16 protein-coding genes and 1 pseudogene are annotated in these 22,265 nt (G+C 71.9%); 14 read left to right on the top strand and 3 right to left on the bottom strand.

Annotated features, from left to right (window positions below):
* Positions 1 to 3 precede the first annotated feature (3 nt).
* Entirely contained in the window at positions 4 to 984 is a 981-nt protein-coding gene (locus tag ABZ354_RS14055) for an ATP-binding protein (protein ID WP_358656392.1), read from the bottom strand.
* 101 nt (positions 985 to 1,085) lie between these two features.
* Between ABZ354_RS14055 and ABZ354_RS14060 the strand changes: the two genes are divergently transcribed.
* Positions 1,086 to 1,910, top strand: coding sequence for an oxidoreductase (locus tag ABZ354_RS14060; RefSeq protein WP_358656394.1), 825 nt, complete (start codon positions 1,086 to 1,088; stop codon positions 1,908 to 1,910).
* A 469-nt stretch (positions 1,911 to 2,379) separates the two neighbouring features.
* Here ABZ354_RS14060 and ABZ354_RS14065 read toward each other — a convergent pair whose 3' ends face one another.
* Positions 2,380 to 3,240, bottom strand: coding sequence for an HAD-IB family hydrolase (locus ABZ354_RS14065; protein ID WP_358656396.1), 861 nt, complete (start codon positions 3,238 to 3,240; stop codon positions 2,380 to 2,382).
* A gap of 592 nt (positions 3,241 to 3,832) precedes the next feature.
* Here ABZ354_RS14065 and ssd point away from each other — a divergent pair.
* From ssd to ABZ354_RS14100, 7 genes and pseudogenes are all read left to right on the top strand, one after another.
* The gene (gene ssd / locus ABZ354_RS14070) at positions 3,833 to 4,930 is read left to right on the top strand and encodes a septum site-determining protein Ssd (protein ID WP_358656398.1); all 1,098 of its coding nucleotides are present in this window, start codon (positions 3,833 to 3,835) and stop codon (positions 4,928 to 4,930) included.
* A 176-nt stretch (positions 4,931 to 5,106) separates the two neighbouring features.
* Positions 5,107 to 6,261 carry a TadA family conjugal transfer-associated ATPase gene (locus ABZ354_RS14075; protein ID WP_358656576.1) on the top strand — a complete coding sequence of 385 codons (1,155 nt, stop codon included), beginning with the start codon at positions 5,107 to 5,109 and terminating at the stop codon, positions 6,259 to 6,261.
* A 59-nt stretch (positions 6,262 to 6,320) separates the two neighbouring features.
* Entirely contained in the window at positions 6,321 to 7,133 is an 813-nt protein-coding gene (locus ABZ354_RS14080) for a type II secretion system F family protein (protein ID WP_358656578.1), read from the top strand.
* On the top strand, positions 7,130 to 7,918 hold the full coding sequence (locus ABZ354_RS14085; protein ID WP_358656400.1) for a type II secretion system F family protein: 789 nt from the start codon (positions 7,130 to 7,132) through the stop codon (positions 7,916 to 7,918). The genes ABZ354_RS14080 and ABZ354_RS14085 overlap by 4 nt, the downstream gene beginning before the upstream one ends.
* Positions 7,919 to 8,014: 96 nt before the next feature.
* On the top strand, positions 8,015 to 8,236 hold the full coding sequence (locus tag ABZ354_RS14090; protein ID WP_358656402.1) for a DUF4244 domain-containing protein: 222 nt from the start codon (positions 8,015 to 8,017) through the stop codon (positions 8,234 to 8,236).
* 40 nt (positions 8,237 to 8,276) lie between these two features.
* On the top strand, positions 8,277 to 8,711 hold the full coding sequence (locus ABZ354_RS14095) for a TadE family type IV pilus minor pilin (RefSeq protein ID WP_358656404.1): 435 nt from the start codon (positions 8,277 to 8,279) through the stop codon (positions 8,709 to 8,711).
* A pseudogene (locus ABZ354_RS14100) lies at positions 8,708 to 9,040 on the top strand (Rv3654c family TadE-like protein); the annotation flags it as partial. The gene ABZ354_RS14095 and the pseudogene ABZ354_RS14100, both read left to right, overlap by 4 nt.
* 237 nt (positions 9,041 to 9,277) lie before the next feature.
* Here ABZ354_RS14100 and ABZ354_RS14105 read toward each other — a convergent pair.
* A complete protein-coding gene (locus tag ABZ354_RS14105) occupies positions 9,278 to 11,971 on the bottom strand; it encodes a DEAD/DEAH box helicase (protein WP_358656406.1) in 2,694 nt (897 codons plus the stop codon).
* A gap of 82 nt (positions 11,972 to 12,053) precedes the next feature.
* Between ABZ354_RS14105 and bldG the strand changes: the two genes are divergently transcribed.
* The 6 genes from bldG to topA all read left to right on the top strand — a co-directional run bounded on the left by bldG (position 12,054) and on the right by topA (position 22,190).
* Positions 12,054 to 12,395, top strand: a complete 342-nt coding sequence (bldG, locus tag ABZ354_RS14110; protein WP_003975386.1) for an anti-sigma factor antagonist BldG — start codon at positions 12,054 to 12,056, stop codon at positions 12,393 to 12,395.
* A gap of 135 nt (positions 12,396 to 12,530) precedes the next feature.
* Entirely contained in the window at positions 12,531 to 12,968 is a 438-nt protein-coding gene (locus tag ABZ354_RS14115; RefSeq protein WP_358656408.1) for an ATP-binding protein, read from the top strand.
* Positions 12,969 to 13,408: 440 nt separating this feature from the next.
* Positions 13,409 to 15,814, top strand: a complete 2,406-nt coding sequence (locus ABZ354_RS14120; protein WP_358656410.1) for a sodium-translocating pyrophosphatase — start codon at positions 13,409 to 13,411, stop codon at positions 15,812 to 15,814.
* Positions 15,815 to 15,972: 158 nt separating this feature from the next.
* A complete protein-coding gene (locus ABZ354_RS14125; RefSeq protein WP_358656412.1) occupies positions 15,973 to 16,599 on the top strand; it encodes a small secreted protein in 627 nt (208 codons plus the stop codon).
* 296 nt (positions 16,600 to 16,895) lie between these two features.
* Complete coding sequence (locus tag ABZ354_RS14130) at positions 16,896 to 18,416, top strand: methyltransferase (protein ID WP_358656414.1); 1,521 nt, start codon at positions 16,896 to 16,898, stop codon at positions 18,414 to 18,416.
* 948 nt (positions 18,417 to 19,364) lie between these two features.
* Positions 19,365 to 22,190 (top strand): type I DNA topoisomerase, encoded by a 2,826-nt coding sequence (gene topA / locus ABZ354_RS14135; RefSeq protein ID WP_358656416.1) that lies wholly within the window; start codon positions 19,365 to 19,367, stop codon positions 22,188 to 22,190.
* The last annotated feature ends 75 nt before the right edge of the window (positions 22,191 to 22,265 follow it).

The raw sequence follows: 22,265 nt of genomic DNA on the forward strand, positions 1-22,265 counted from the left end.
CCGTCAGGCGGTCGCCACGACCTGCTCGCTGAGCACGAAGCCGGGGTCGACCTGCGCCGCCAGGTCGGCCCCCGTGCGCTCGTTGCCCCACGACTGGGCGTTCTTCAGATGGAAGTGCACCGTCTGCTGCGTGTAGCGCTCCCAGTCCCGCCGCTCGTACGTCGCGTCGGCGGCCGCCCGCAGGGTCTGCAGTGCCTGACGGTTCGTGTCCTCCAGAAGGTCGAACCGTGGCGGCCGGCCCTTCTCCATGGCGCGCACCCAGTCCGAGTGGCCGACCGTCACGAGCAGGTCGTCGCCGACCTCGGCGCGCAGGAAGTCGAGGTCGTCCGGGCCCTGCACCTTGTTGCCGACGACCTGCAGGGCGACCCCGAAGTCACGGGCGTACTCCTTGTACTGGCGATAGACGGAGACCCCCTTCCGGGTCGGCTCGGCGACGAGGAACGTCATGTCGAAGCGGGTGAACATGCCGGAGGCGAAGGAGTCCGAGCCTGCCGTCATGTCGACCACGACGTACTCGCCCGGACCGTCGACGAGGTGGTTCAGGCACAGCTCCACCGCTCCCGTCTTGGAGTGGTAGCAGGCGACCCCCAGGTCGGCGTCCGTGAAAGGGCCCGTGACCATCAAACGGACGGTGCCGCCGTCGAGTTCCACCGGCCGGGCGCAGGCGTCGTAGACAGGGTTGTCCTCGCGGACCCGCAGCAGGCGTGAGCCCTCGCCGGGCGGCGTCGTCTTGATCATCGTGTCGGTCGAGGTGATGCGCGGGTTGGCGCCGCGCAGGTAGTCCTTGATCAGCGGCAGGTGCCCGCCCATCGCGGGCAGTGCCGCCGCCTCGGCGTCGTCGAGGCCGAGCGCGGCGCCCAGGTGCTGGTTGATGTCGGCGTCGATCGCGACGGTCGGCGCCCCGGTGGCCGCGAGATGCCGGATGAACAGGGAGGACAGGGTGGTCTTGCCGCTGCCGCCCTTGCCAACGAAAGCAATTTTCATGTTCATCAAGCGTAGTCGAGCAAGGACCGCACCCTGTGCACGGACGTGAAGAAGACCACTCCTTCGTGGGGTGTGGGCGTCGGGTGCGTAGGGTCGTACGCATGAGTACGACTGGCGCGAACGCCGATCCGCTTGCGGCCCTGGGCGCCCTGCCCGGAGTGGCCGATTCCGTGGAATCCGTGCGCAAGGCCGTGGACCGGGTCTACGGGCACCGGATCATGCGGCGTCGCAGCAACGAGATCACGTCAGAGGCCGCGTTGCGGGGCGCGCGCGGGACCGCCGCGCTGTCCGGCGCGGACTGGGCCCTGGAGGAGGTGCGCCGGCGCACCGACTTCAGCGGTGACGACGACGCGCGCGTGGTGGGCGCCGCGCTGCGGCTGACCGCCGAGGCGGGTCAACTGCTGTCCATCTGGCGGCAGTCGCCGCTGCGCGTCCTGGCCCGGCTGCATCTGGTGGCCGCGGCCGGCAAGGCCGCATCGGTCGGGCGGCCCCGGCAGGACGGCGAGCCGGTGGACGAGCCGCTCGTCGCGCTGCCGCTGCCGGGCGCCACGGAGGTCTCCGGACGTCTGGAGGGACTCGCGGAGCTGATCATCGCGGGAGGTTCGGCGCCGGCGCTGGTGACGGCCGCCGTGGTGCACGGCGAGCTTCTCGCGCTGCGGCCCTTCGTCTCCCACAACGGTCTGGTCGCGCGCGCCGCCGAGCGGGTCGTCCTGGTCGGCAGCGGGCTGGACCCGAAGTCGGTGTGCCCGGCCGAGGTGGGGTACGCCGATCTGGGCCGCGAGGCGTACCGGGAGGCGCTGGACGGCTATGTCTCCGGCACTCCGGACGGTGTGGCCGCGTGGATCGCCCACTGCGGCAGGGCCGTTCAGCTCGGCGCGCGCGAGTCGACGGCGGTGTGCGAGGCGCTCCAGCGCGGGGCGGCGTAGCCCCCCGCGCGGGCGGCGTGACCGGTCCTGGCATCGGGTCCGGACCCGTGCGTGAGCCGTGCGCGTGGAACGTTGTGGTCTGCGTGCCCGGTGGCGTGACGAGACGCGCGCAAGTGGCGTAACGACACGCACGTGGCGTGTCCCGGCTTCCGGGCGTGGGCGCGGACGGAAATGCGGCGGTACGAGTTCTCGTACCGCCGCCGACATGAGCACCGGGTTACCAGGCGTCCTCGATATGTACCCATCAGGCCGGGGACTTTGCCCGTCACCTGGTGCGGCTGGCCCGTAATCGACGGGTCGACGTCGCGTGGGTTCCCGGTGTTCATGCTCGGTCCGTGGGCCGGTTGCGCAGTGAAGGTGATCCTCTCGGACGTCCTTGGTCTCGCGGGCCGTCGCCTTCTTTGTACCGCGGATGACGGACAAGCGGAACCCGGAGCCTCACTTCTTTACTTTCTGGTTCAAACAGGTCTCAAACGGACGCGCTCGGGGCGGGCTGCCGGGCTACCGCCGAGCGACGCCGGCTCGCGTACCAGAAAAGGCCCGCCGTGGCCGCCGCCGCTCCCAGGGCGGCCGCCGCCACGAGTGCGGGACGGGGCGGCACGGGGAACGCGGGGATCCGCTGCTTGAGACGCACCGGCCGGTGGAAGTCGAGGATCGGCCAGCCGCGCGCGACGGCCTCGCGGCGCAGCGCACGGTCCGGGTTCACGGCGTGCGGATGCCCCACGGCCTGCAGCATCGGCAGATCTGTCGCCGAGTCGCTGTACGCGTAGCAGTGCTCCAGGTCGTACCCCTCGGAGACGGCCAGCTCGCGGACCGCCTCGGCCTTCGTCGGACCGTACGCGTAGTACTCCACCTCGCCGGTGAAGCAGCCGTCGTCGCCCACGACCATGCGGGTCGCGACCACCCGGTCGGCGCCCAGCAGCTCGCCGATCGGCTCGACCACCTCGGCGCCGGACGTCGACACGATCACGACGTCGCGGCCGGTCGCGTGGTGCCGCTCGATGAGGGACGCGGCCTCGTCGTAGATGATCGGGTCGATCAGATCGTGGAGGGTCTCGGCGACGATCTCCTTCACCTGCCGGACGTTCCAGCCGCGGCACATGCCGGACAGGTACTTCCGCATCCGCTCCATCTGGTCGTGGTCCGCGCCGCCGGCGAGGAAGACGAACTGGGCATACGCGGTACGCAAGGCGGCCCTGCGACTGATCAGGCCGCCTTGGTAGAACGACTTGCTGAAGGTGAGCGTGCTCGACTTCGCAATGACCGTCTTGTCCAGGTCAAAGAAGGCCGCTGTGCGGGGCAAGGAGTGGTTTTCCACAACGCAGAGCATAGGCGGAGCCCATTCGGCGTAAGGTGGGCGCGTGGGTTTGCTTGAGAGACCTCTCGGGTACACCATGGAAGTCACGGATCGTTCGCGACCGTGCTAACGCGGTCCGACTCCTCCCCCCCCGAGTCGGCCGTGCAAGACGACCCCCGCTCTCCCCCCCGGCGGGGGTCGTCGCATGTCCGGATGGGTTTTCCGACCTCCGTACGGAGACCGGGCCGTGGTCCGGGGCGATCGGCCCCGATGTGGCGCAACTCCATGATCGGTGACGCTGGGTAGTTGCCGCGTTTCCCTGTGGATGGCGTGCGCCGGACTGCGCGGAGCTCACCGGTATGGGTGACGGCGATATTCACAGGCACCGAGTTGTCCACAGTTATCGACCAAGATCCACAAGATTTCCGGGATCGCTGCATCGTGATTCCAGCGCGACCCGCTCGCGGCCAGTTCACGGCCGGTTCCGTTTGTCGGGCGCGTTCGGCCGGTTTCCGTCGGCCGCACATAAGGAGACCGCTTGTCGGTTCTCCGCAAGACCGGGAAACACGGGGCCCGAGAAGGTCCCGCGTCAGACCCGAGACGCAGCGACAGGGGGAGCTTCTTCATGCCCGGATCCGTTACGCATGATCCGCCGCCCGCAGGAGGGCGACAAGGCGGACCACTGATCATCACCGAGGACGCCGCACTCCTCGACGACCTGCTGCGCCTGTGCGCGGCCGCCGGTGCCACACCCGAGGTCCACCACGGGGTGCCGGAGCGCGGCGGCTGGGAGGCCGCGCCGCTCGTCCTGGTCGGCGACGACGCCGTCCGACGGGTCCGCGGGGCAGCCCGCCGGCGAGGGGTGGTGCTGGTCGGCCGCGACCAGGACGACTCCGGGGTCTGGCGCCGCGCCGTCGAGATCGGCGCCGACCACGTCCTGATGCTGCCCGACGGGGAGCAGTGGCTGGTCGACCGCATCGCCGACGTCACCGAAGGCGTCGGGCGGCCCGCCGTCACCGTCGGAGTGATCGGCGGCCGGGGCGGGGCCGGAGCCTCCACGCTCGCGTGCGCCCTCGCCGTCACCTCCGCGCGTGAGGGGCTGCGCACCCTGCTGGTGGACGCCGACCCGCTCGGCGGAGGGCTCGACGTCCTCCTCGGCGGTGAGACGGCCGAGGGTTTGCGGTGGCCGGCGTTCGCCGCCTCGCGCGGGCGGGTCGGCGGCGGCGCCCTGGAGGAGTCGCTGCCCGAAATGCACTCGCTGCGGGTCCTCAGCTGGGACCGCGGCGACTGCGTCGCCGTACCGCCGCAGGCCGTCCGGGCGGTGCTCGCCGCGGCCCGGCGCAGGGGCGGCACGGTCGTGGTCGACCTGCCCCGCCGTGTGGACGACGGGGCCGCCGAGGTGCTCACCCAGCTAGACGTCGGGCTCCTCGTGGTCCCCGCCGAACTGCGGGCGGTCGCGGCGGCCGGGCGGGTGGCGTCCGCCGTCGGCATGGTCCTGCGCGACCTGCGGGTGGCGGTACGCGGGCCGTACGCGCCGGGACTGGACGCCCGAGAGGTGGCCCGGCTCCTCGGACTGCCGCTGGCGGGCGAGGTCCCCGTCGAGCCCGGCCTGCTCCGCCCGCAGGGCAGCCGGCGCCCACCGGGAGCGGTGGCACGGGATCCGCTCGCGCGGTTCTGCGGCCAGTTCTGGGAGCGGGCGCTGATGGAGGCGGGGGCGGCGTGAGGGGCGGAGGCGCAGTCGTGCGGCAGGCGGTGAGGCCGAACCCGGGGGCGGGTCCGAGGGCGAGTGGGCCGCGGTGGGCCGGAGGAGTCGCCGGCGCCGACGGGATCGTGGCGGGCCGGAGCGCCGGGGCTTCCGCCGGGCTCGTGGGCGGTGCCGGCGGCGGGATTCCCGTAGACCTGCTCGATGCTGTCCGGCGACGGCTTGCCGAGAGCGGGGCCGAGCCGACCCCGGCGCGGGTGGCACAGGCCCTGCGGGAGCAGGGACGGGTGCTCGGCGACGCCGAGGTCCTCCGGACGGCTGATCGGCTGCGGTCCGAGCTGGTGGGAAGCGGGCCGCTGGAGCCGCTGCTCACCGACCCGCGCGTCACCGACGTACTGGTGTCGGCGCCCGACCGGGTGTGGGTGGACCGGGGCGGCGGGCTGGAGCTGACGTCCGTCGTCTTCCCGGACGCGGCAGCCGTACGACGGCTCGCGCAGCGCCTGGCCGCCGTGGCCGGACGCCGCCTGGACGATGCGCGGCCCTGGGTCGACGCGAGGCTTCCGGACGGCACCCGGCTGCACGCCGTGCTGCCGCCGGTGGCCGTCCAGTGCACCTGCCTGTCACTGCGGGTCGTACGGCCGCGTGCCTTCACGCTCGACGAACTCGTCGCGGCGGGCACGGTGCCGCCCGGCGGGGACCGCGTGCTGCGGGCGCTGCTGGACTCCCGGCTGTCGTTCCTCATCAGCGGCGGTACAGGCAGCGGGAAGACGACGCTGCTCAGCGCGTTGCTGGGGCTGGTCGGACCGGGGGAGCGGATCGTGCTCGCCGAGGACTCGTCGGAGCTGCGTCCCGACCATCCGCACGTCGTGCGGCTGGAGGCCAGACCCGCCAACCAGGAGGGCGCGGGGCTGGTCACGCTCGAGGACCTGGTGCGGCAGGCGCTGCGGATGCGGCCGGACCGGCTGGTGGTGGGCGAGGTGCGCGGCGCCGAGGTCGTCCACCTCCTGGCCGCCCTCAACACAGGTCATGAAGGCGGCGGCACCGTGCACGCCAACGCCGCCGCCGATGTGCCCGCCCGTCTGGAGGCGCTCGGGACGGCGGCGGGGCTCGACCGGGCGGCCCTGCACAGCCAATTGGCGGCAGCCCTGTCGGTCGTCCTGCACCTCGTGCGTGACCGGGCCGGGCGGCGGCGGATCGCCGAGGTGCACGTGCTGGAGCGGGACCCGTCGGGCCTGGTGCGGACGGTACCGGCGCTGCGCTGGGGCGCGGAGGCCTTCACGTACGAGCGGGGCTGGGAGCGGCTCTGCGGGCTCCTGCGGAGCGACGGTTGCGAAAGGGGAGGGCGACGGTGATGACGGGGACGGCGGGGGCGACGACGACGGGCATGGCGGTGGCGTGCGCGGCGGCCGTGATGTGCTCGACGAACGGATGGCATCCGGGAACCCGGCGGGCCCGGCTGCTGCTGGCCGGGGGCGGCGCGGTGGACATCGGACCGCCGGGCTGGCGGGAGCTGGCCGAGGGCGTACGAGGGCTCCGCGGGCGGCTGCGCGTCGAGTGGTGCGCGGTGGTGGCAGGGCTGGTCCTGGGGTTGCTGGGAGCGTCGCTACTGCCGGTCGTCGTGGGGGTGGCCGGGGTGCCCCTCGTACGGCGGCTGCGGCTCGCGGCTCGGGCCGGGCGGGGCCGGGAGCGCCGGGGTGACGCGGTGATCGCGCTGTGCGGCGCGCTCGCCGGTGAGGTGCGGGCGGGGCGGCAGCCGGGTGAGGCGCTGCTGCGGGCCGCCCGCGAAACCGGCGGGCTGGGGGACGCGCGGGCGGCGGTGCTGGCGGCGGCGCGGTTCGGCGGTGACGTACCGGGAGCGCTTACGTCGGCGGCGCGGCAACCGGGCGCCGGCGGGCTGCTGGGGCTGGCCGCCTGCTGGCGGGTGGCCGTGGACCAGGGGGCGGGCCTGGCCGCCGGGCTCGACCGGCTGGAGGCGGCGCTGCGCGCCGAGAGGGACCGACGCGCGGATCTACGCGCCCAGTTGGCGGGTGCGCGGGCCACTGCCGCGATGCTCGCGGGGCTGCCCGTGCTCGGACTGCTGCTCGGTGCCGCGCTCGGTACGGATCCGCTGCACGTGCTGCTGCACACCGGCGCGGGACTCGGCTGCCTGGTCGTGGGCGGCGTGCTGGAGGGCCTTGGACTGTGGTGGGCGATGCGGATCGTCCGGGGAGCGGAGGCGGCATGAGCGCGGACTTTGTCCACAGGCTGGGGGTGGCCTCGGGGACGGCACTGGCTGCCGTATGGGTCGTGCGACGGCTGTCGGTGATGCGGAGCGCGAGGCGGCTGCGGCGGCGCCTGGCGGTCCTGCCGGCCCTCGGCACGAGCCGCACGGAACGGCGGCTTCCGGCGCGGGACGTCCTACGGCGCGGGTTGCCCCTCGCGGGCGCGGTGTGCGCCGGATGGCTGCTGATCGGCGGGATCGCGGGTGCGGCCGTGGGACTGGTCGCCGCGGGCGGGTTGTGGCGGTGGCGGCTGCGACAGGAGGCGGCGGGTACGGCGGCGAGGGAACGGGATGCGGCCGAGGCGGCCCGGCAACTGCCCCTCGCGGCCGATCTGCTGGCGGCCTGTATCGCGGCGGGCGCGGGGCCCGTAATCGCCGCGGAGGCCGTCGGAGAGGCCCTCGGCGGCCCCGTGGGTGACGGTCTGGCGCGCGGCGCGGCCGAGGTGCGGCTCGGTGGCGAACCGGGCGACGCGTGGCGCGGGCTCGCCACCGTGCCGGGTGCCGTACCGCTGGCGCGGCTGCTGGAGCAGGCCGGTGTGTCCGGTCTTCCGGCGGCCGGACCGGTCGCGTGGGTGGCCGCGGAAGCCCGCGCCGACTGGGCACGCACGGCGACGGCACGCGCCCGGCGGGCTGCCGTCCTGGTCACCGCGCCCGTGGGGCTCTGTTTCCTGCCCGCGTTCATCGCGGTGGGCATCCTGCCGGTCGTCCTCGGGCTCGCCGGCGGTGTGCTGCGTGGAGCCGGGGGGTGATGCCGGACCACTTGGGCGAAGGCCGCCGGCACGGACGGCCGACGGCAGATTCGAACCGAACCAGCCGAACAGCGATGACGATGCACGGGGGTTGTGATGTCTCAGGTGATGCGGGCACGGATGCGTGCCCTGGTGTGCGGGGTGCTTACGGCGCGCAAAGGCGCATGGAGTGATAGCGGAATGGTCACTTCCGAATATGCGATGGGGATCGTGGCGGCCGTGGGCTTCGCGATCGTGCTCCACCAGGTGGTGACGAGCGGGGCCGTCACCGCGGAACTGCAGGACCTTGTCGAGCGAGCGCTCCATGCGCGGGTGTGAGAAGCGACCGCCGGGGAGGCGGGACGCGGACGGTGGGTTCGTGACGGCGGAGGCGGCCTTGGCGCTGCCCGTGCTGCTGACGTTCACGGCGCTGCTGGTGAGCGGGCTGATCGCGGTGCTGGTGCAGATCCAGTGCGTGGACGCGGCACGGTCGGGCGCACGGGCGGCGGCCCGTCAGGACCCTGCGGACCAGGTCGAAGAGGTGGCCCGTGGCATCGCGCCGCGCGGGGCGACGGTCACGATCAGCCGGGAAGAGAGCCAGGTCCGGGTGGTGGTCGTGGCGAAGACGCCCCTGCCCTTCGACCTGCGGGCGGAAGCGGTGGCGGATGCCGAAGAGGCTACGGGCCCGGGGACGGCGGACGCCGGTGACGTGGCAGGCGCGGAGACACCGGGTCCTGTGGAGCCGCCGGACGGCGGGGCGGCGGGTGCCGGAGAGGTGGCGGGCGCCGGGCCCACGGCGAGGGCCGGGACATGAGGGCTCGGTTCTCCGATCGGGGTTCCGCCACCGTCTGGTCGGTGGGCGCGATCGGCGTCCTGTGCGTGGTGTTCGGTGCCGTCCTCGTGCTGGGGCAGGTCGTCCTGGCCCGGCACCGCGCAGCCGGGAGTGCCGATCTGGCGGCGCTCGCGGCGGCGGACCACTGGACAGAGGGCGCGGAGGCGGCTTGCGCCCGGGCGGAGCGGGTGGCCCGGGCCACGGGCACACGGCTCGTACGGTGCGTGGTGACGGGCGAGATCTCCGACGTGACGGCGACAGCTGCGCTGGGACCGTTCACCGCCCGGGCCCGCGCCAGAGCGGGACCCGCGGGTGCGGCGCCCGCGACGAGGCGGCCACGGGCTCACGGGCAGTCGGCGCCCGCAGGGACAGCTCCAGCCCCTCCTGTGCGCGCCCCGAGGGGCCCCGACCGCACGGCGGCAAGCATGGCGCCCACCGCGGCAGATCCCCTGCCCACGGCGGCAGCCGCCGCGCCCGGGCATCCGTCCCGCCGCCCACCGGGGCGCGCCCCTTGACCCGCGCGCTGCCCCCCGGGCCGTCCCCGGCACCTACTGCATCGGCGACTCCGCACCCTCCGCCACGGCACCCTCTGCCGTGGCCGCCTCCGCCGTACCCGCGGCTGACTCCGTCGTACCGTCCGGTGCCACCGGTCCCGCGGCACGTTCCGGCGTCGCTGCACCCGTCGTACCGTCCGGCCCCATCGGTTTCACGGCACCGTCCGGCGTTGCTGCACCCGTCGTACCGTCCGGCCCCACCGGCCCTACCGGCCCCACCGCACCCTCCGGGCTCCCCGCCCCGCCCGCACCCCGCAACAACACCGTGAGCAGCCGTACCGCCCCCCGCTTGTGCAGGGGATCGTTGCCGTTGCCGCATTTGGGGGACTGGATGCAGGAGGGACAGCCGGCGTCGCACTCGCAGGAGGCGATGGCCTGGCGGGTGGCGGTGAGCCACTCGCGGGCGGTGTGGAAGGCGCGCTCGGCGAATCCCGCGCCACCGGGCTGGCCGTCGTAGACGAAGACCGTCGGCAGGAGCGTGTCGGGGTGCAGCGGCACCGACACGCCGCCGATGTCCCAGCGGTCGCAGGTCGCGAACAGGGGCAGCATGCCGATCGACGCGTGTTCGGCGGCGTGCAGGGCGCCGCCGAGGATCTCGGGGTTGATCCGGGCGGCGTCCAGCTGGTCCTCGGTGACGGTCCACCACACGGCGCGGGTGCGCAGCGTACGAGGAGGGAGGTCGAGTTTCGTCTCGCCGAGGACCTCGCCGGTGATCAGCCGGCGGCGGAGGAAGGAGACCACCTGGTTGGTGACCTCGACGGCTCCGTAGCACAGGCGGCCGTCGCCCCAGGGGACCTCGATGTCGGTCTCCAGGACGGAGATCGCCGTCGTGTCGCGGGCGACCGTCGCGTAGGGCGGGGCGGCCTGCTCGACGAGGGCGACGGAGTCCTCCAGGTCGAGCGAGCGCACCAGATAGGTGCGGCCCTGGTGGAGGTGGACCGCACCCTCGTGGACGGCCGAGTGCGCGGCACCCTCGTCGACCGTGCCGAGCAGCCGTCCCGTGCCGGCCTCGACGACCTGCACCGGCCGGCCGCCCTCGCCGCGGATGTCGGTCAGGTCGGAGGCCCGTTCGCGGCGCGTCCAGTGCCAGGCCTTCGTGCGGCGGCGCAGCAGCTTCGCGGCCTCCAGCTGGGGGAGCAGTTCGTCGCAGGCGGGGCCGAACAGTTCCAGGTCGTCGTCCGTCAGTGGCAGTTCCGCGGCGGCCGCGCACAGGTGAGGGGCCAGCACGTACGGGTTGTCGGGGTCGAGGACGGTGGACTCCACGGGCTGCGCGAACAGGGCCTCGGGGTGGTGCACGAGGTACGTGTCCAGGGGGTCGTCGCGGGCGACCAGGACGGCGAGGGCGCCCTGTCCGGAGCGTCCGGCCCGGCCCGCCTGCTGCCACAGGGAGGCGCGGGTGCCCGGGTAGCCGGTGATGACGACGGCGTCCAGGCCGGAGATGTCGACACCGAGTTCGAGGGCGTTGGTCGCGGCGAGGCCGAGGAGTTCGCCGGAGTGGATGGCGCGTTCCAGGGCGCGGCGCTCCTCGGGGAGGTAGCCGCCGCGGTAGGCCGCGACACGCCGGGCGAGGGAGCGGTCGACCTCGCCGAGGCGTTCCTGGGCGATGACGGAGATCAGCTCGGCGCCGCGCCGGGAGCGTACGAAGGCGACCGAGCGGACGCCCTGAATTGTGAGGTCGGTCAGCAGGTCGGCGGCCTCGGCGGTGGCGGTGCGTCGGACGGGGGCGCCCTTCTCGCCGTGCAGTTCGGTGAGCGGGGGTTCCCACAGGGCGAACACCAGTTCACCGCGCGGTGAGGCGTCGTCGGCCACTTCGAGCACGGGCAGGCCGGTCAGGCGCTGAGCGGCGACGGACGGTTCGGCGGCCGTCGCGGAGGCCAGCAGGAAGACGGGGGAGGCGCCGTAGCGGGCACACAGCCGGCGCAGTCGGCGCAGCACCTGGGCGACGTGCGAACCGAAGACGCCGCGGTAGGTGTGGCACTCGTCGACGACGACGTACTCCAGCGCCTTCAGGAAGGAGGACCAGCGGGGATGTGAGGGCAGTATGCCGCGGTGCAGCATGTCGGGGTTGGTGAGGACGTAGTTGGCGTACTGGCGGATCCATTCGCGTTCCTCGACCGGCGTGTCGCCGTCGTACACGGCCGGCCGTACGGAATGGCCGAGGGGGTGTGAAAGTTCCTTCACGGATCGGCACTGGTCCGCCGCAAGTGCTTTGGTCGGGGCCAGGTACAGGGTGGTGGCACCTCGGCCGTTGGGTGCCTCCGAGCCGTCCAGGAGGCGGGAGAGCACCGGCACCAGGTAGGCCAGGGACTTGCCGGAGGCGGTGCCGGTGGCGACGACCACCGAATCGCCGTCCAGGGCGTGCTCGGCCGCACGTGCCTGGTGCTCCCACGGATGCGCGATGCCCGCTGCCTGCACGGCGGCGATCACCTCGGACCTGATCCGGTCGGGCCATACGGCATGGCGGCCCGCACGCGGGGGCAGGTGCTCCGTATGAGTGATGCGCGAAGCGCGGTTCTGCCCGGCGGTCAGCCGGGCCAGAACCGCGCCCGGATCCAGGCGGGAGACGGGGCTCGTCGGGGGTTGATCGGATCGGTGATTCTCGGCCATTGGCTCCGAGTGTGTCACTGGCGTGACGGACAATGGAGCCAAGCCGTCGTGCACGCATGCCGGTAAGTGATTGAATGCCATCGCGGCTGGCGAACCGCCCCGGGGGGCCTCAAGCCGAGGTACCCGAGGGGCGACCGCTCGATAGCAAGGTGCTGGAGGATCCGTGGACCTGTCCCTGTCGACCCGTACCGTCGGCGATCGTACGGTCGTCGAGGTCGGTGGCGAAATCGACGTATATACCGCGCCCAAACTGCGCGAGCAGCTGGTCGAGCTGGTGAACGACGGGAGTTTCCACCTCGTCGTCGACATGGAGGGCGTGGACTTCCTCGACTCCACCGGGCTCGGCGTGCTGGTCGGCGGTCTGAAGCGTGTGCGTGCCCACGAGGGCTCGCTGCGCCTGGTCTGCAACCAGGAGCGCATTCTCAAGATCTTCCGCATTACCGGCCTCACCAAGGTGTTCCCGATTCACACCTCGGTCGAGGAAGCGGTGGCGGCCACCGACTGACCACTCCGCCCCGGGCCACGCGCCCGGGGCGCCCGATCTCATCGATCTTCAGTGAAGATCGAACTTCATCGAAGGGGGACGGGCCCTGGGCGGCCCGTTCTCCCGTCCGCACGCCCGTAGTCGCGAGGGGGATGCATGGCCACCGTCGAACTCCGCTTCAGCGCGCTGCCCGAGCACGTCAGGACCGCCCGTCTGGTGGCGGCAGCGGTGGCGCGCAGGGCCGGGGTGGACGAGGCGGTCCTCGACGAGGTCCGGCTCGCTGTCGGCGAGGCGTGCTCCCGCGCCGTCGGACTGCACCAGACGGGTGGAATCGCCGCGCCGGTGCAGGTGCTGCTGATCGAGGAGGAGAAGCAGTTCTCCATCGAGGTCGGTGACGAGGCGCCGCACACCGTGTCCGGTGACCGGGGCTCCGGCGCCGAGCCCGGCGACCCCGACGCGGAGGCCGAGGAGGACGAGATGGGCCTCGCGGTCATCAGCGGCCTCGTGGACGACGTGGAAGTCTCCGTCGGCGAACAGGGCGGGTCGATCCGTATGACGTGGCCGACGATCCCGCCGACCGTCGTACCCGCCTGACCTGCTTGATTCGTTCGACTCGTTTCACTCACCCGGCGAGGGCTCCCTCGTCGGGTCGGTTTCCGTAGGGCCCTACTCCGTAGGGCCCTTTTGCGTGGCGGCCCTCGGAGCGCGCGCCTACAGTGATCCCGACGCGATGCTTTCGCGAAGCCATTCGCGACCGCTCGTGATGTCGTCCGAGGCCGGCCCGTGCATATCCGGCCCGTGCGTCATTCATGGGTTGTCGTGAGGTCATTCATGGCCGGTCGCGCGGAATTCGATCACGCGACGACGCCGCGACGTATGACTGCTTTCTGGTTCGGGAGTCTGGGGCGATGATCCATACAAAAGACGGCCGGCGGTCAATCGCGTTCACGTCGTGCCGCTCGCTGTACGGAGCTGATCCGGTCACCTGTATGCCGTCCATGTCTTGAGTTCAGTCCAAGCGTTGAGGAGGACGCATGACGGAGCTTTCTCTCCCTCAGCAGTTGGACCGATCCACCCCTCTCGCCGCCGCAGTGCTCACGGACGAAAACCGAGTGCTCGTCGCGGTGATCGCCGTCGTCGCCCTGGCGGCACTCGTGGTCGCGGGCGTCCTGGTGCGCCAGGTTCTCGCGGCCGGCGAGGGCACCGACAGCATGAAGAAGATCGCGGCAGCAGTCCAGGAGGGCGCGAACGCCTATCTGGCCCGTCAGTTGCGCACACTCGGCGTATTCGCGGTGATCGTGTTTTTCCTGCTCATGCTGCTGCCCGCGGACGACTGGAATCAACGTGCGGGACGATCGGCGTTCTTCCTGATCGGGGCGGCGTTCTCGGCAGCCACCGGTTATATCGGCATGAGGCTCGCCGTACGCAGTAATGTGCGGGTCGCCGCAGCGGCACGCGAGGCGACCCCGGCGGTGGGTGAACCGGAAAAGGATCTCACCCTCGTCTCGCACCAGGCGATGAAAATCGCATTTCGCACGGGCGGCGTTGTCGGCATGTTCACCGTGGGGCTCGGCCTGCTGGGCGCCTCCTGTGTGGTGCTGGTGTACGCGGCCGACGCACCGAAAGTGCTGGAGGGCTTCGGGCTCGGGGCGGCGCTGATCGCGATGTTCATGAGGGTCGGCGGCGGCATCTTCACCAAGGCCGCCGACGTCGGCGCCGACCTGGTCGGCAAGGTCGAGCAGGGCATCCCGGAGGACGACCCGCGCAACGCCGCGACCATCGCCGACAACGTGGGCGACAACGTGGGCGACTGCGCGGGCATGGCGGCCGACCTCTTCGAGTCGTACGCCGTGACGCTGGTCGCCGCGCTGATCCTCGGCAAGGTGGCCTTCGGCGACTCGGGACTGGCGTTCCCGCTGCTCGTGCCGGCGATCGGCGTGCTCACGGCCATGATCGGCATCTTCGCGGTGGCGCCGCGGCGGGCCGACCGCAGCGGTATGAGCGCGATCAACCGCGGCTTCACCATCTCGGCGGTGATCTCGCTCGTCCTGGTCGCGGTCGCCGTGTTCGTCCACCTGCCCGCCACGTACGCGGAACTGGACGGCGTCACCGACGTGGCGATCCGGGCCAAGTCCGGTGACCCGCGGGTCCTCGCGCTCGTCGCGGTCGCCATCGGCATCGTGCTGGCCGCGGTGATCCAGCAGCTCACGGGCTACTTCACCGAGACCACCCGGCGGCCCGTCCGGGACATCGGAAGATCCTCGCTCACCGGTCCCGCGACCGTGGTCCTGGCCGGCATCTCGCTCGGCCTGGAATCGGCCGTCTACACCGCCCTGTTGATCGGCCTCGGCGTGTACGGCGCGTTCCTGCTGGGCGGTACGTCGATCATGCTGGCGCTGTTCGCCGTGGCGCTGGCGGGCACCGGCCTGCTCACCACGGTCGGGGTGATCGTCGCGATGGACACCTTCGGACCGGTCAGTGACAACGCGCAGGGCATCGCCGAGATGTCCGGCGACGTCCGGGGCGCCGGAGCACAGGTGCTCACCGACCTGGACGCCGTCGGCAACACCACCAAGGCCATCACGAAGGGCATCGCGATCGCCACCGCCGTACTCGCCGCGTCGGCGCTGTTCGGCTCCTACCGTGACGCGATCACCACCGGCGCGCGGGACGTGGGCGTGAGACTCACCGGCGACGGCGCGCCCATGACCCTGATGATGGACATCTCCCAGCCGAACAACCTGGTCGGCCTGATCGCCGGCGCGGCGGTCGTCTTCCTCTTCTCGGGACTGGCGATCAACGCGGTGTCGCGCTCGGCGGGTGCCGTGGTCTTCGAGGTACGCCGGCAGTTCCGCGAGCGGCCCGGGATCATGGATTACACGGAGAAACCGGAGTACGGCAAGGTCGTCGACATCTGCACCAGGGACGCCCTGCGGGAGCTGGCCACGCCCGGGTTGCTGGCCGTACTGGCGCCCGTCTTCATCGGGTTCACGCTCGGCGTGGGGGCGCTCGGCGCGTTCCTGGCGGGCGCGATCGGCGCGGGCACGCTGATGGCGGTGTTCCTCGCCAACTCCGGCGGAGCCTGGGACAACGCCAAGAAGCTGGTGGAGGACGGCCACCACGGCGGCAAGGGCAGCGAGGCCCACGCGGCGACGGTCATCGGCGACACGGTCGGCGACCCGTTCAAGGACACCGCGGGACCCGCGATCAACCCCCTGCTGAAGGTCATGAACCTGGTGTCGCTGCTCATCGCCCCCGCGGTCATCAAGTTCTCCTACGGCCCCGAACAGAGCGCCGGCGTACGGATCGTGATCGCGGTGCTCGCGCTCGGCGTCGTCGTCGGCGCGGTCTGCGTCTCGAAACGGCGCGGGATCGCCATGGGTGACGAGGACGACGCCGGAACCGAGCCCAAGTCGGCCGATCCGGCGGTCGTTTCCTAGCGACCGGGCCCGGGGCGGAGTGAAATCGCAGCTCAAGGGGCGTATATACGGTCGGCATTGACGTCTCGTCGCACCGCACCGGTGCGGGTAATCCGTGACAGTGAGCCTTCTCTCGCTTGGTGCAAATGGCTCCAATGGAGTCATAGCGGCTGCCCGGCATGCGTTTGTCGCCCATCTGGCGTGTATGTTCCGGGGCCGAGAGTCATGGAAGGGACCAACCGGTGAAGAAAAAGCTCGCGGCCGTGCTGTCCGGCGGTGCGGTACTGGTACTGGCGCTGACGGGATGCGGCAGCGACAACAACGAAGAGCTGGACTCCTGGGCCAAGCAGGTCTGCGACGAGGTGCAGCCCCAGGCCAAGCGCATCGCGTCGGCCAACGCCGCGATCCAGAAGGAGACCTCGGACAACAGCACGCCGGAAGAGGTCCAGAAGACCGACTCCAAGGCCTTCCACGACATGTCCGACGCCTACAAGGCGATCGGCGCCGCCGTCGACCGGGCCGGTGCGCCCGACGTCGACAACGGCGAGAAGAAGCAGAAGGACGCGGTGAAGGAGCTCAACGGCATCTCCTCCGCCTACGCCTCCCTGAAGAAGAAGGTCGACGCGCTCGACACCAAGGACCAGGCGAAGTTCGCCGACGGCCTGAAGGACGTCGCCACCGAGCTCGACAAGCTCGGCAAGAGCGGCAACAACGCCCTGAAGACGCTGGAGGAGGGCGAGGTCGGCGAGGCCATGGGCAGGCAGGAGAGCTGCAAGTCGGCCACGGCGCCGGCGGACGCCGGCTAGCGCCGACCCGCTGCCGCACGGCGTCGGCTCCCGGCACGCGCGGGTGCCGGGAGCCGACGCACACGCACGTGCCCGCGCGCAGCGAGCGGGAGAGCCGCCGGGAGTCGGCACGCACGCGCGTGCGGTGAACGCGACGGACCCGACCGGACCGGCACGCACGCGTGGGAGCGATGGCCGGACAGCCGGTCCCCACGCGTGTGAGCGATGCCGGACAGCCGGTGCGCACGTGTGTGAGCGCCCGCCGGGCAGCCGGTGCGCACGCGCGCGATGTCGGTGCGAGCGGACACAATGGGGTCGTGAGTAACGCCACCCTGTCGCCGCTGCCCTCCGCCGACCGACCCGAGACCGCCGCCCGGCTCCGCGACGCCCTGCTCGGGGCCTCCTTCACCGCCGACGGACTGCTCGACCTGCTCGGCGCCCCCGCGTACGCGGCGCTGGCGCGCAGCGAGACCGTGCCCGCGCTCCGGGCGACCCGCGGGGACACGCCGCTGGAGATGCTCGTCCGGCTGTTCCTCCTCCAGCAGCCCGTGCCGTACGCCCGCGTGGCGGACGTCCTGCCCGTCGACGCGTGCCTGGAGACGGGCTGGCTGGCACGCACCGGAAGCGACGGGATCGCCGCGGCCGTGGACGTCCGGCCGTACGGCGGGCCCGGCGGCGAGGACTGGTTCATCGTGTCCGACCTCGGCTGCGCCGTGGGTGGCGCCGGCGGCATCGCCAGCCGCGCCGAGGGTGTCGTCCTCGGCGTCGGCGGCGCCTCCACGACCCTGGCCGGCATCACCGTCCGTACGCCCGTCGCCGCCGCGCTCGACCTCGGCACCGGGTCCGGCATCCAGGCGCTGCACGCCTCCCGGCACGCCACACGTGTGACGGCCACCGACGTCAACCCGCGCGCCCTGCACATCACCGCGCTCACCCTGGCGCTGTCCGGCGCCCCGGCCGCGGACCTGCGGGAGGGCTCGCTGTTCGAGCCCGTCAAGGACGGGGAGGCGTACGACCTGATCGTGTCGAATCCGCCGTTCGTGATCTCGCCCAATGCCCGGCTCACCTACCGCGACGGCGGAATGGGCGGGGACGACCTGTGCCGCACGCTCGTTCAGCAGGCGGGGGAGCGGTTGACCGAGGGCGGGTTCGCGCAGTTCCTCGCCAACTGGCAGCACGTCGAGGGGGAGGACTGGCAGGACAGACTCAGGTCGTGGGTGCCGCGCGGCTGTGACGCGTGGATCGTGCAGCGCGAGGTGCAGGACGTCACGCAGTACGCCGAGCTGTGGCTCAGGGACGCCGGGGACCACCGGGACGACCCGGCCGCGTACCGGGCGCGGTACGGCGCGTGGCTCGACGAGTTCGAGGCGCGCAAGGTGAGAGCGGTGGGCTTCGGGTGGATCACGCTGCGCAGGACCGGCTCCGCCGTGCCGTCGGTCACCGCCGAGGAGTGGCCGCATCCGGTCGAGCAGCCGCTCGGCGACGTGGTCCGGGCGCACTTCACCCGCCTCGACTACTTGCGGACGCACGACGACGCGGCCCTTCTCGAACACCGCTTCAGGCTCGCCGCAGAGGTCGTACAGGAACAGGTGGGGCTGCCCGGAGCCGAGGACCCGGAGCACGTCGTGCTGCGGCAGAACCGAGGCATGCGCCGGGCCACCAAGGTCGACACGGTCGGCGCGGGCTTCGCCGGCGTCTGTGACGGCTCGATGAGCGCGGGCCGCATCCTGGACGCCATCGCCCAGCTGCTCGGCGAGGACCCGGTACTGCTGCGCGACCGCACCCCCGGGCAGATCCGGCTGCTGGTGGAGCAGGGGTTCCTGGAACCGGTGGTGTGACGTACGCGCCGCACGGCGGCACGGGTGGGGTGACCCACTGTGCCCACGCCGTAGGGGGTGCAGGGGCGCACCCCACGGTGGTGTGGGTGACATGACGTGTATGCCACATGTGAGCGCGGGGTGACGTACGCGCCACTTGGCAGCGGCGAAATCAGGCCGACCTGAGCGCGGACAGTGTGGGGAACCCTGCGTGTACGGGCCGGACGTGAGCTCTGTGACAACCGGGGCCCGAGCGACGTGACCGGCGTCTCCTTTCCGGCCCGGCCCGGCAGTCCCGTTCGGGTCGGCCCCGCCCCCAGCCCGGGCCCGGCAGTCGGACCAGCAGGCGCGCGCCGGGCGCGCGGGCCCGGCGGATCACGGAACAGGCCGGTCGGCGTTCATCCCCGGTTCGTCTCGAAGCCGCGCCCTGCGTGGCTGCCTCACGGTGCCAGGCACGCACGGACTAAAAGTAAGGGGCGCCGAAGCCGTGGACCGCGGCCGGTGATCTCCCCGGGGACCGGTGTTCGCCCTGCTCGGAGGCGGTCTCGCGCTATGGATTACGGCCCCCGGCTCCGGCAGTGCCGACCCGTCGCCCACGGTGAGGGTCCCCTCGTGCCGGCGACCGTCGCCGGCGCCGCCGCGCTGCTCGCGCTCGCTCCCGGGACACGGTGCTTCAGTCGCGCCGAAGTGGCGCGGGGCCCGCCCCCGGGGTGCGGAGCGGATCGTACGGGGAACCCGCCGGTCCGAGAAATGGGAAGCGTGCGCTCCGGAAGTCGTCGAACGGGACGGCCGACACTCCGTGCGGCGGGAATGGTGGTAGTCGGGTTACCGTTCGAGTGGCCGTTGCGGGCTTTTACCGCTTGACACGTAGGCGGGATGTACCGTCACACTCCGCAGCGTCAGCACGACCCGCCCCCGGGATTCAAGACCTGGGGAGCCCCCCAGCGTCGACCGGAGAGAAGAGCGAAGTTGTCCCCGACCAGCGAGACCGCGAACGGCGGCCGCCGACTCGTCATCGTCGAGTCCCCTGCCAAGGCGAAGACGATCAAGGGCTATCTGGGCCCTGGATACATCGTCGAGGCGAGCGTCGGGCACATTCGCGACCTCCCCAACGGTGCCGCCGAGGTGCCGGACAAGTACACCGGTGAGGTCCGCCGCCTCGGTGTGGACGTCGAACATGACTTCCAGCCGATTTATGTGGTCAACGCCGACAAGAAGGCCCAGGTCAAGAAGCTCAAGGACCTGCTGAAGGAATCCGACGAGCTCTTCCTCGCCACCGATGAGGACCGCGAGGGCGAGGCCATCGCCTGGCACCTGCAGGAAGTCCTCAAGCCCAAGATCCCCGTGAAGCGCATGGTGTTCCACGAGATCACCAAGGACGCGATCCGGGCGGCCGTGGCCAACCCGCGTCAGCTCAACCAGAAGCTGGTCGACGCCCAGGAGACCCGCCGCATCCTCGATCGTCTCTACGGCTACGAGGTCTCGCCGGTCCTGTGGAAGAAGGTCATGCCGCGCCTGTCGGCCGGCCGCGTCCAGTCCGTCGCGACCCGGCTCGTGGTCGAGCGGGAACGCGAGCGCAGGGCCTTTCGTTCCGCTGAGTACTGGGACCTGACGGGCACCTTTGCCCCCACTCTCGACCTCGCTCGGGCGGGGGGACCCCCGTTCGGCGGCGCCGGTGACCCGTCGTCGCTGGTCGCCCGCCTCCAGACCGTCGACGGCAGGCGGGTCGCGCAGGGCCGCGACTTCGACTCCCTGGGACAACTGAAGAGCGCGAACACCCTCCACCTCGACGAGGCGAACGCCCGCGCACTGGCCGCCGCCCTGCAGAACACGCGGTTCGCGGTCCGCTCCGTCGAGTCCAAGCCGTACCGCCGCTCGCCGTACGCCCCGTTCCGTACGACGACGCTGCAGCAGGAGGCCAGCCGCAAGCTCGGCTTCGGCGCGAAGGTCACGATGCAGGTCGCGCAGAAGCTGTACGAGAACGGCTACATCACCTACATGCGTACGGACTCCACGACCCTGAGCGAGACGGCCGTCGCGGCCGCCCGCGCCCAGGTGACGCAGCTGTACGGCGCCGACTACCTCCCGCCCCAGCCCCGTACGTACGCGGGCAAGGTCAAGAACGCGCAGGAGGCGCACGAGGCGATCCGCCCCTCCGGCGACCGCTTCCGCACGCCCGCGGAGACCGGCCTGACCGGCGACCAGTTCAAGCTGTACGAACTGATCTGGAAGCGGACCGTCGCCTCCCAGATGAAGGACGCCACCGGCAACAGCGTCACCGTGAAGATCGGCGGCGCCGCCTCCGACGGCCGGGACGTCGAGTTCAGCGCGTCCGGCAAGACGATCACTTTCCACGGCTTCCTGAAGGCGTACGTCGAAGGCGCCGACGACCCGAACGCCGAGCTGGACGACCGCGAGCGCCGTCTGCCGCAGGTCACCGAGGGCGACGCGCTGACGGCCGAGGAGATCACGGTCGACGGGCACGCCACCAAGCCCCCGGCCCGCTACACCGAGGCCAGCCTCGTCAAGGAGCTCGAAGAGCGCGAGATCGGCCGCCCGTCGACGTACGCGTCGATCATCGGCACGATCCTCGACCGCGGCTACGTGTTCAAGAAGGGCACCGCCCTCGTGCCGTCCTTCCTGTCCTTCGCCGTCGTCAACCTCCTGGAGAAGCACTTCGGCCGCCTCGTCGACTACGACTTCACCGCCCGGATGGAGGACGACCTCGACCGCATCGCCCGCGGCGAGGCCCAGGCCGTGCCGTGGCTGCGGCGCTTCTACTTCGGTGAGGGCCCGGGCCACGGCGGCGCGGCCGACGCCGGCAACGGCGACGGCGACCACCTCGGCGGCCTCAAGGAACTCGTCACCGACCTGGGCGCGATCGACGCGCGCGAGGTGTCGTCGTTCCCGGTGGGCAGCGGCATAGTGCTGCGCGTGGGCCGCTACGGCCCGTACATCGAGCGCGGCGAGAAGGACACCGAGCAGCACCAGCGCGCGGACATCCCCGAGGACCTGGCGCCCGACGAGCTGACCGTCGAACTGGCCGAGGAACTGCTCGCCAAGCCGAGCGGCGACTACGAACTGGGCACCGACCCGGAGACCGGCCACGCGATCGTCGCCAAGGACGGCCGCTACGGTCCGTACGTCACCGAAATCCTCCCCGAGGGCACCCCGAAGACCGGCAAGAACGCCGTCAAGCCACGCACCGCCTCCCTCTTCAAGTCGATGTCGCTGGACACGGTGACCCTCGAGGACGCGCTGAAGCTGATGTCGCTGCCGCGCGTCGTCGGCGCCGACGCCGAGGGCCAGGAGATCACCGCGCAGAACGGCCGCTACGGCCCGTACCTGAAGAAGGGGACGGACTCGCGGTCCCTGCAGGCCGAGGAACAGCTCTTCACGATCACGCTGGAAGAGGCGCTGGCGATCTACGCCCAGCCCAAGCAGCGCGGCCGGGCCGCGGCCAAGCCGCCGCTGAAGGAGCTGGGCACCGACCCGGTCAGCGAGAAGCCGGTCGTCGTCAAGGACGGCCGCTTCGGCCCGTACGTCACCGACGGGGAGACCAACGCGACCCTGCGCTCCGGCGACAGCGTCGAGACGATCACCCCCGAGCGCGGCTTCGAGCTCCTCGCCGAGAAGCGCGCCAAGGGCCCCGCCAAGAAGACGGCGAAGAAGACCGCGGCCAAGAAGGCCCCCGCGAAGAAGGCACCGGCCAAGAAGACGGCCGCCAAGAAGACCACGGCGAAGAAGACGGCCGCGAAGAAGACCACGGCGGCCAAGACGTCGCCGGAGGACTGACCGGCCGCCAGGACGTGCCGTCCGGGCGGTTCGGCCCGCGTACGTGGCCGAACGCCCTCGGAGCCGGACGCCGGG

The organism is Streptomyces sp. NPDC005925, assembly GCF_040638805.1.
Taxonomy (GTDB): Bacteria; Actinomycetota; Actinomycetes; order Streptomycetales; family Streptomycetaceae; genus Streptomyces.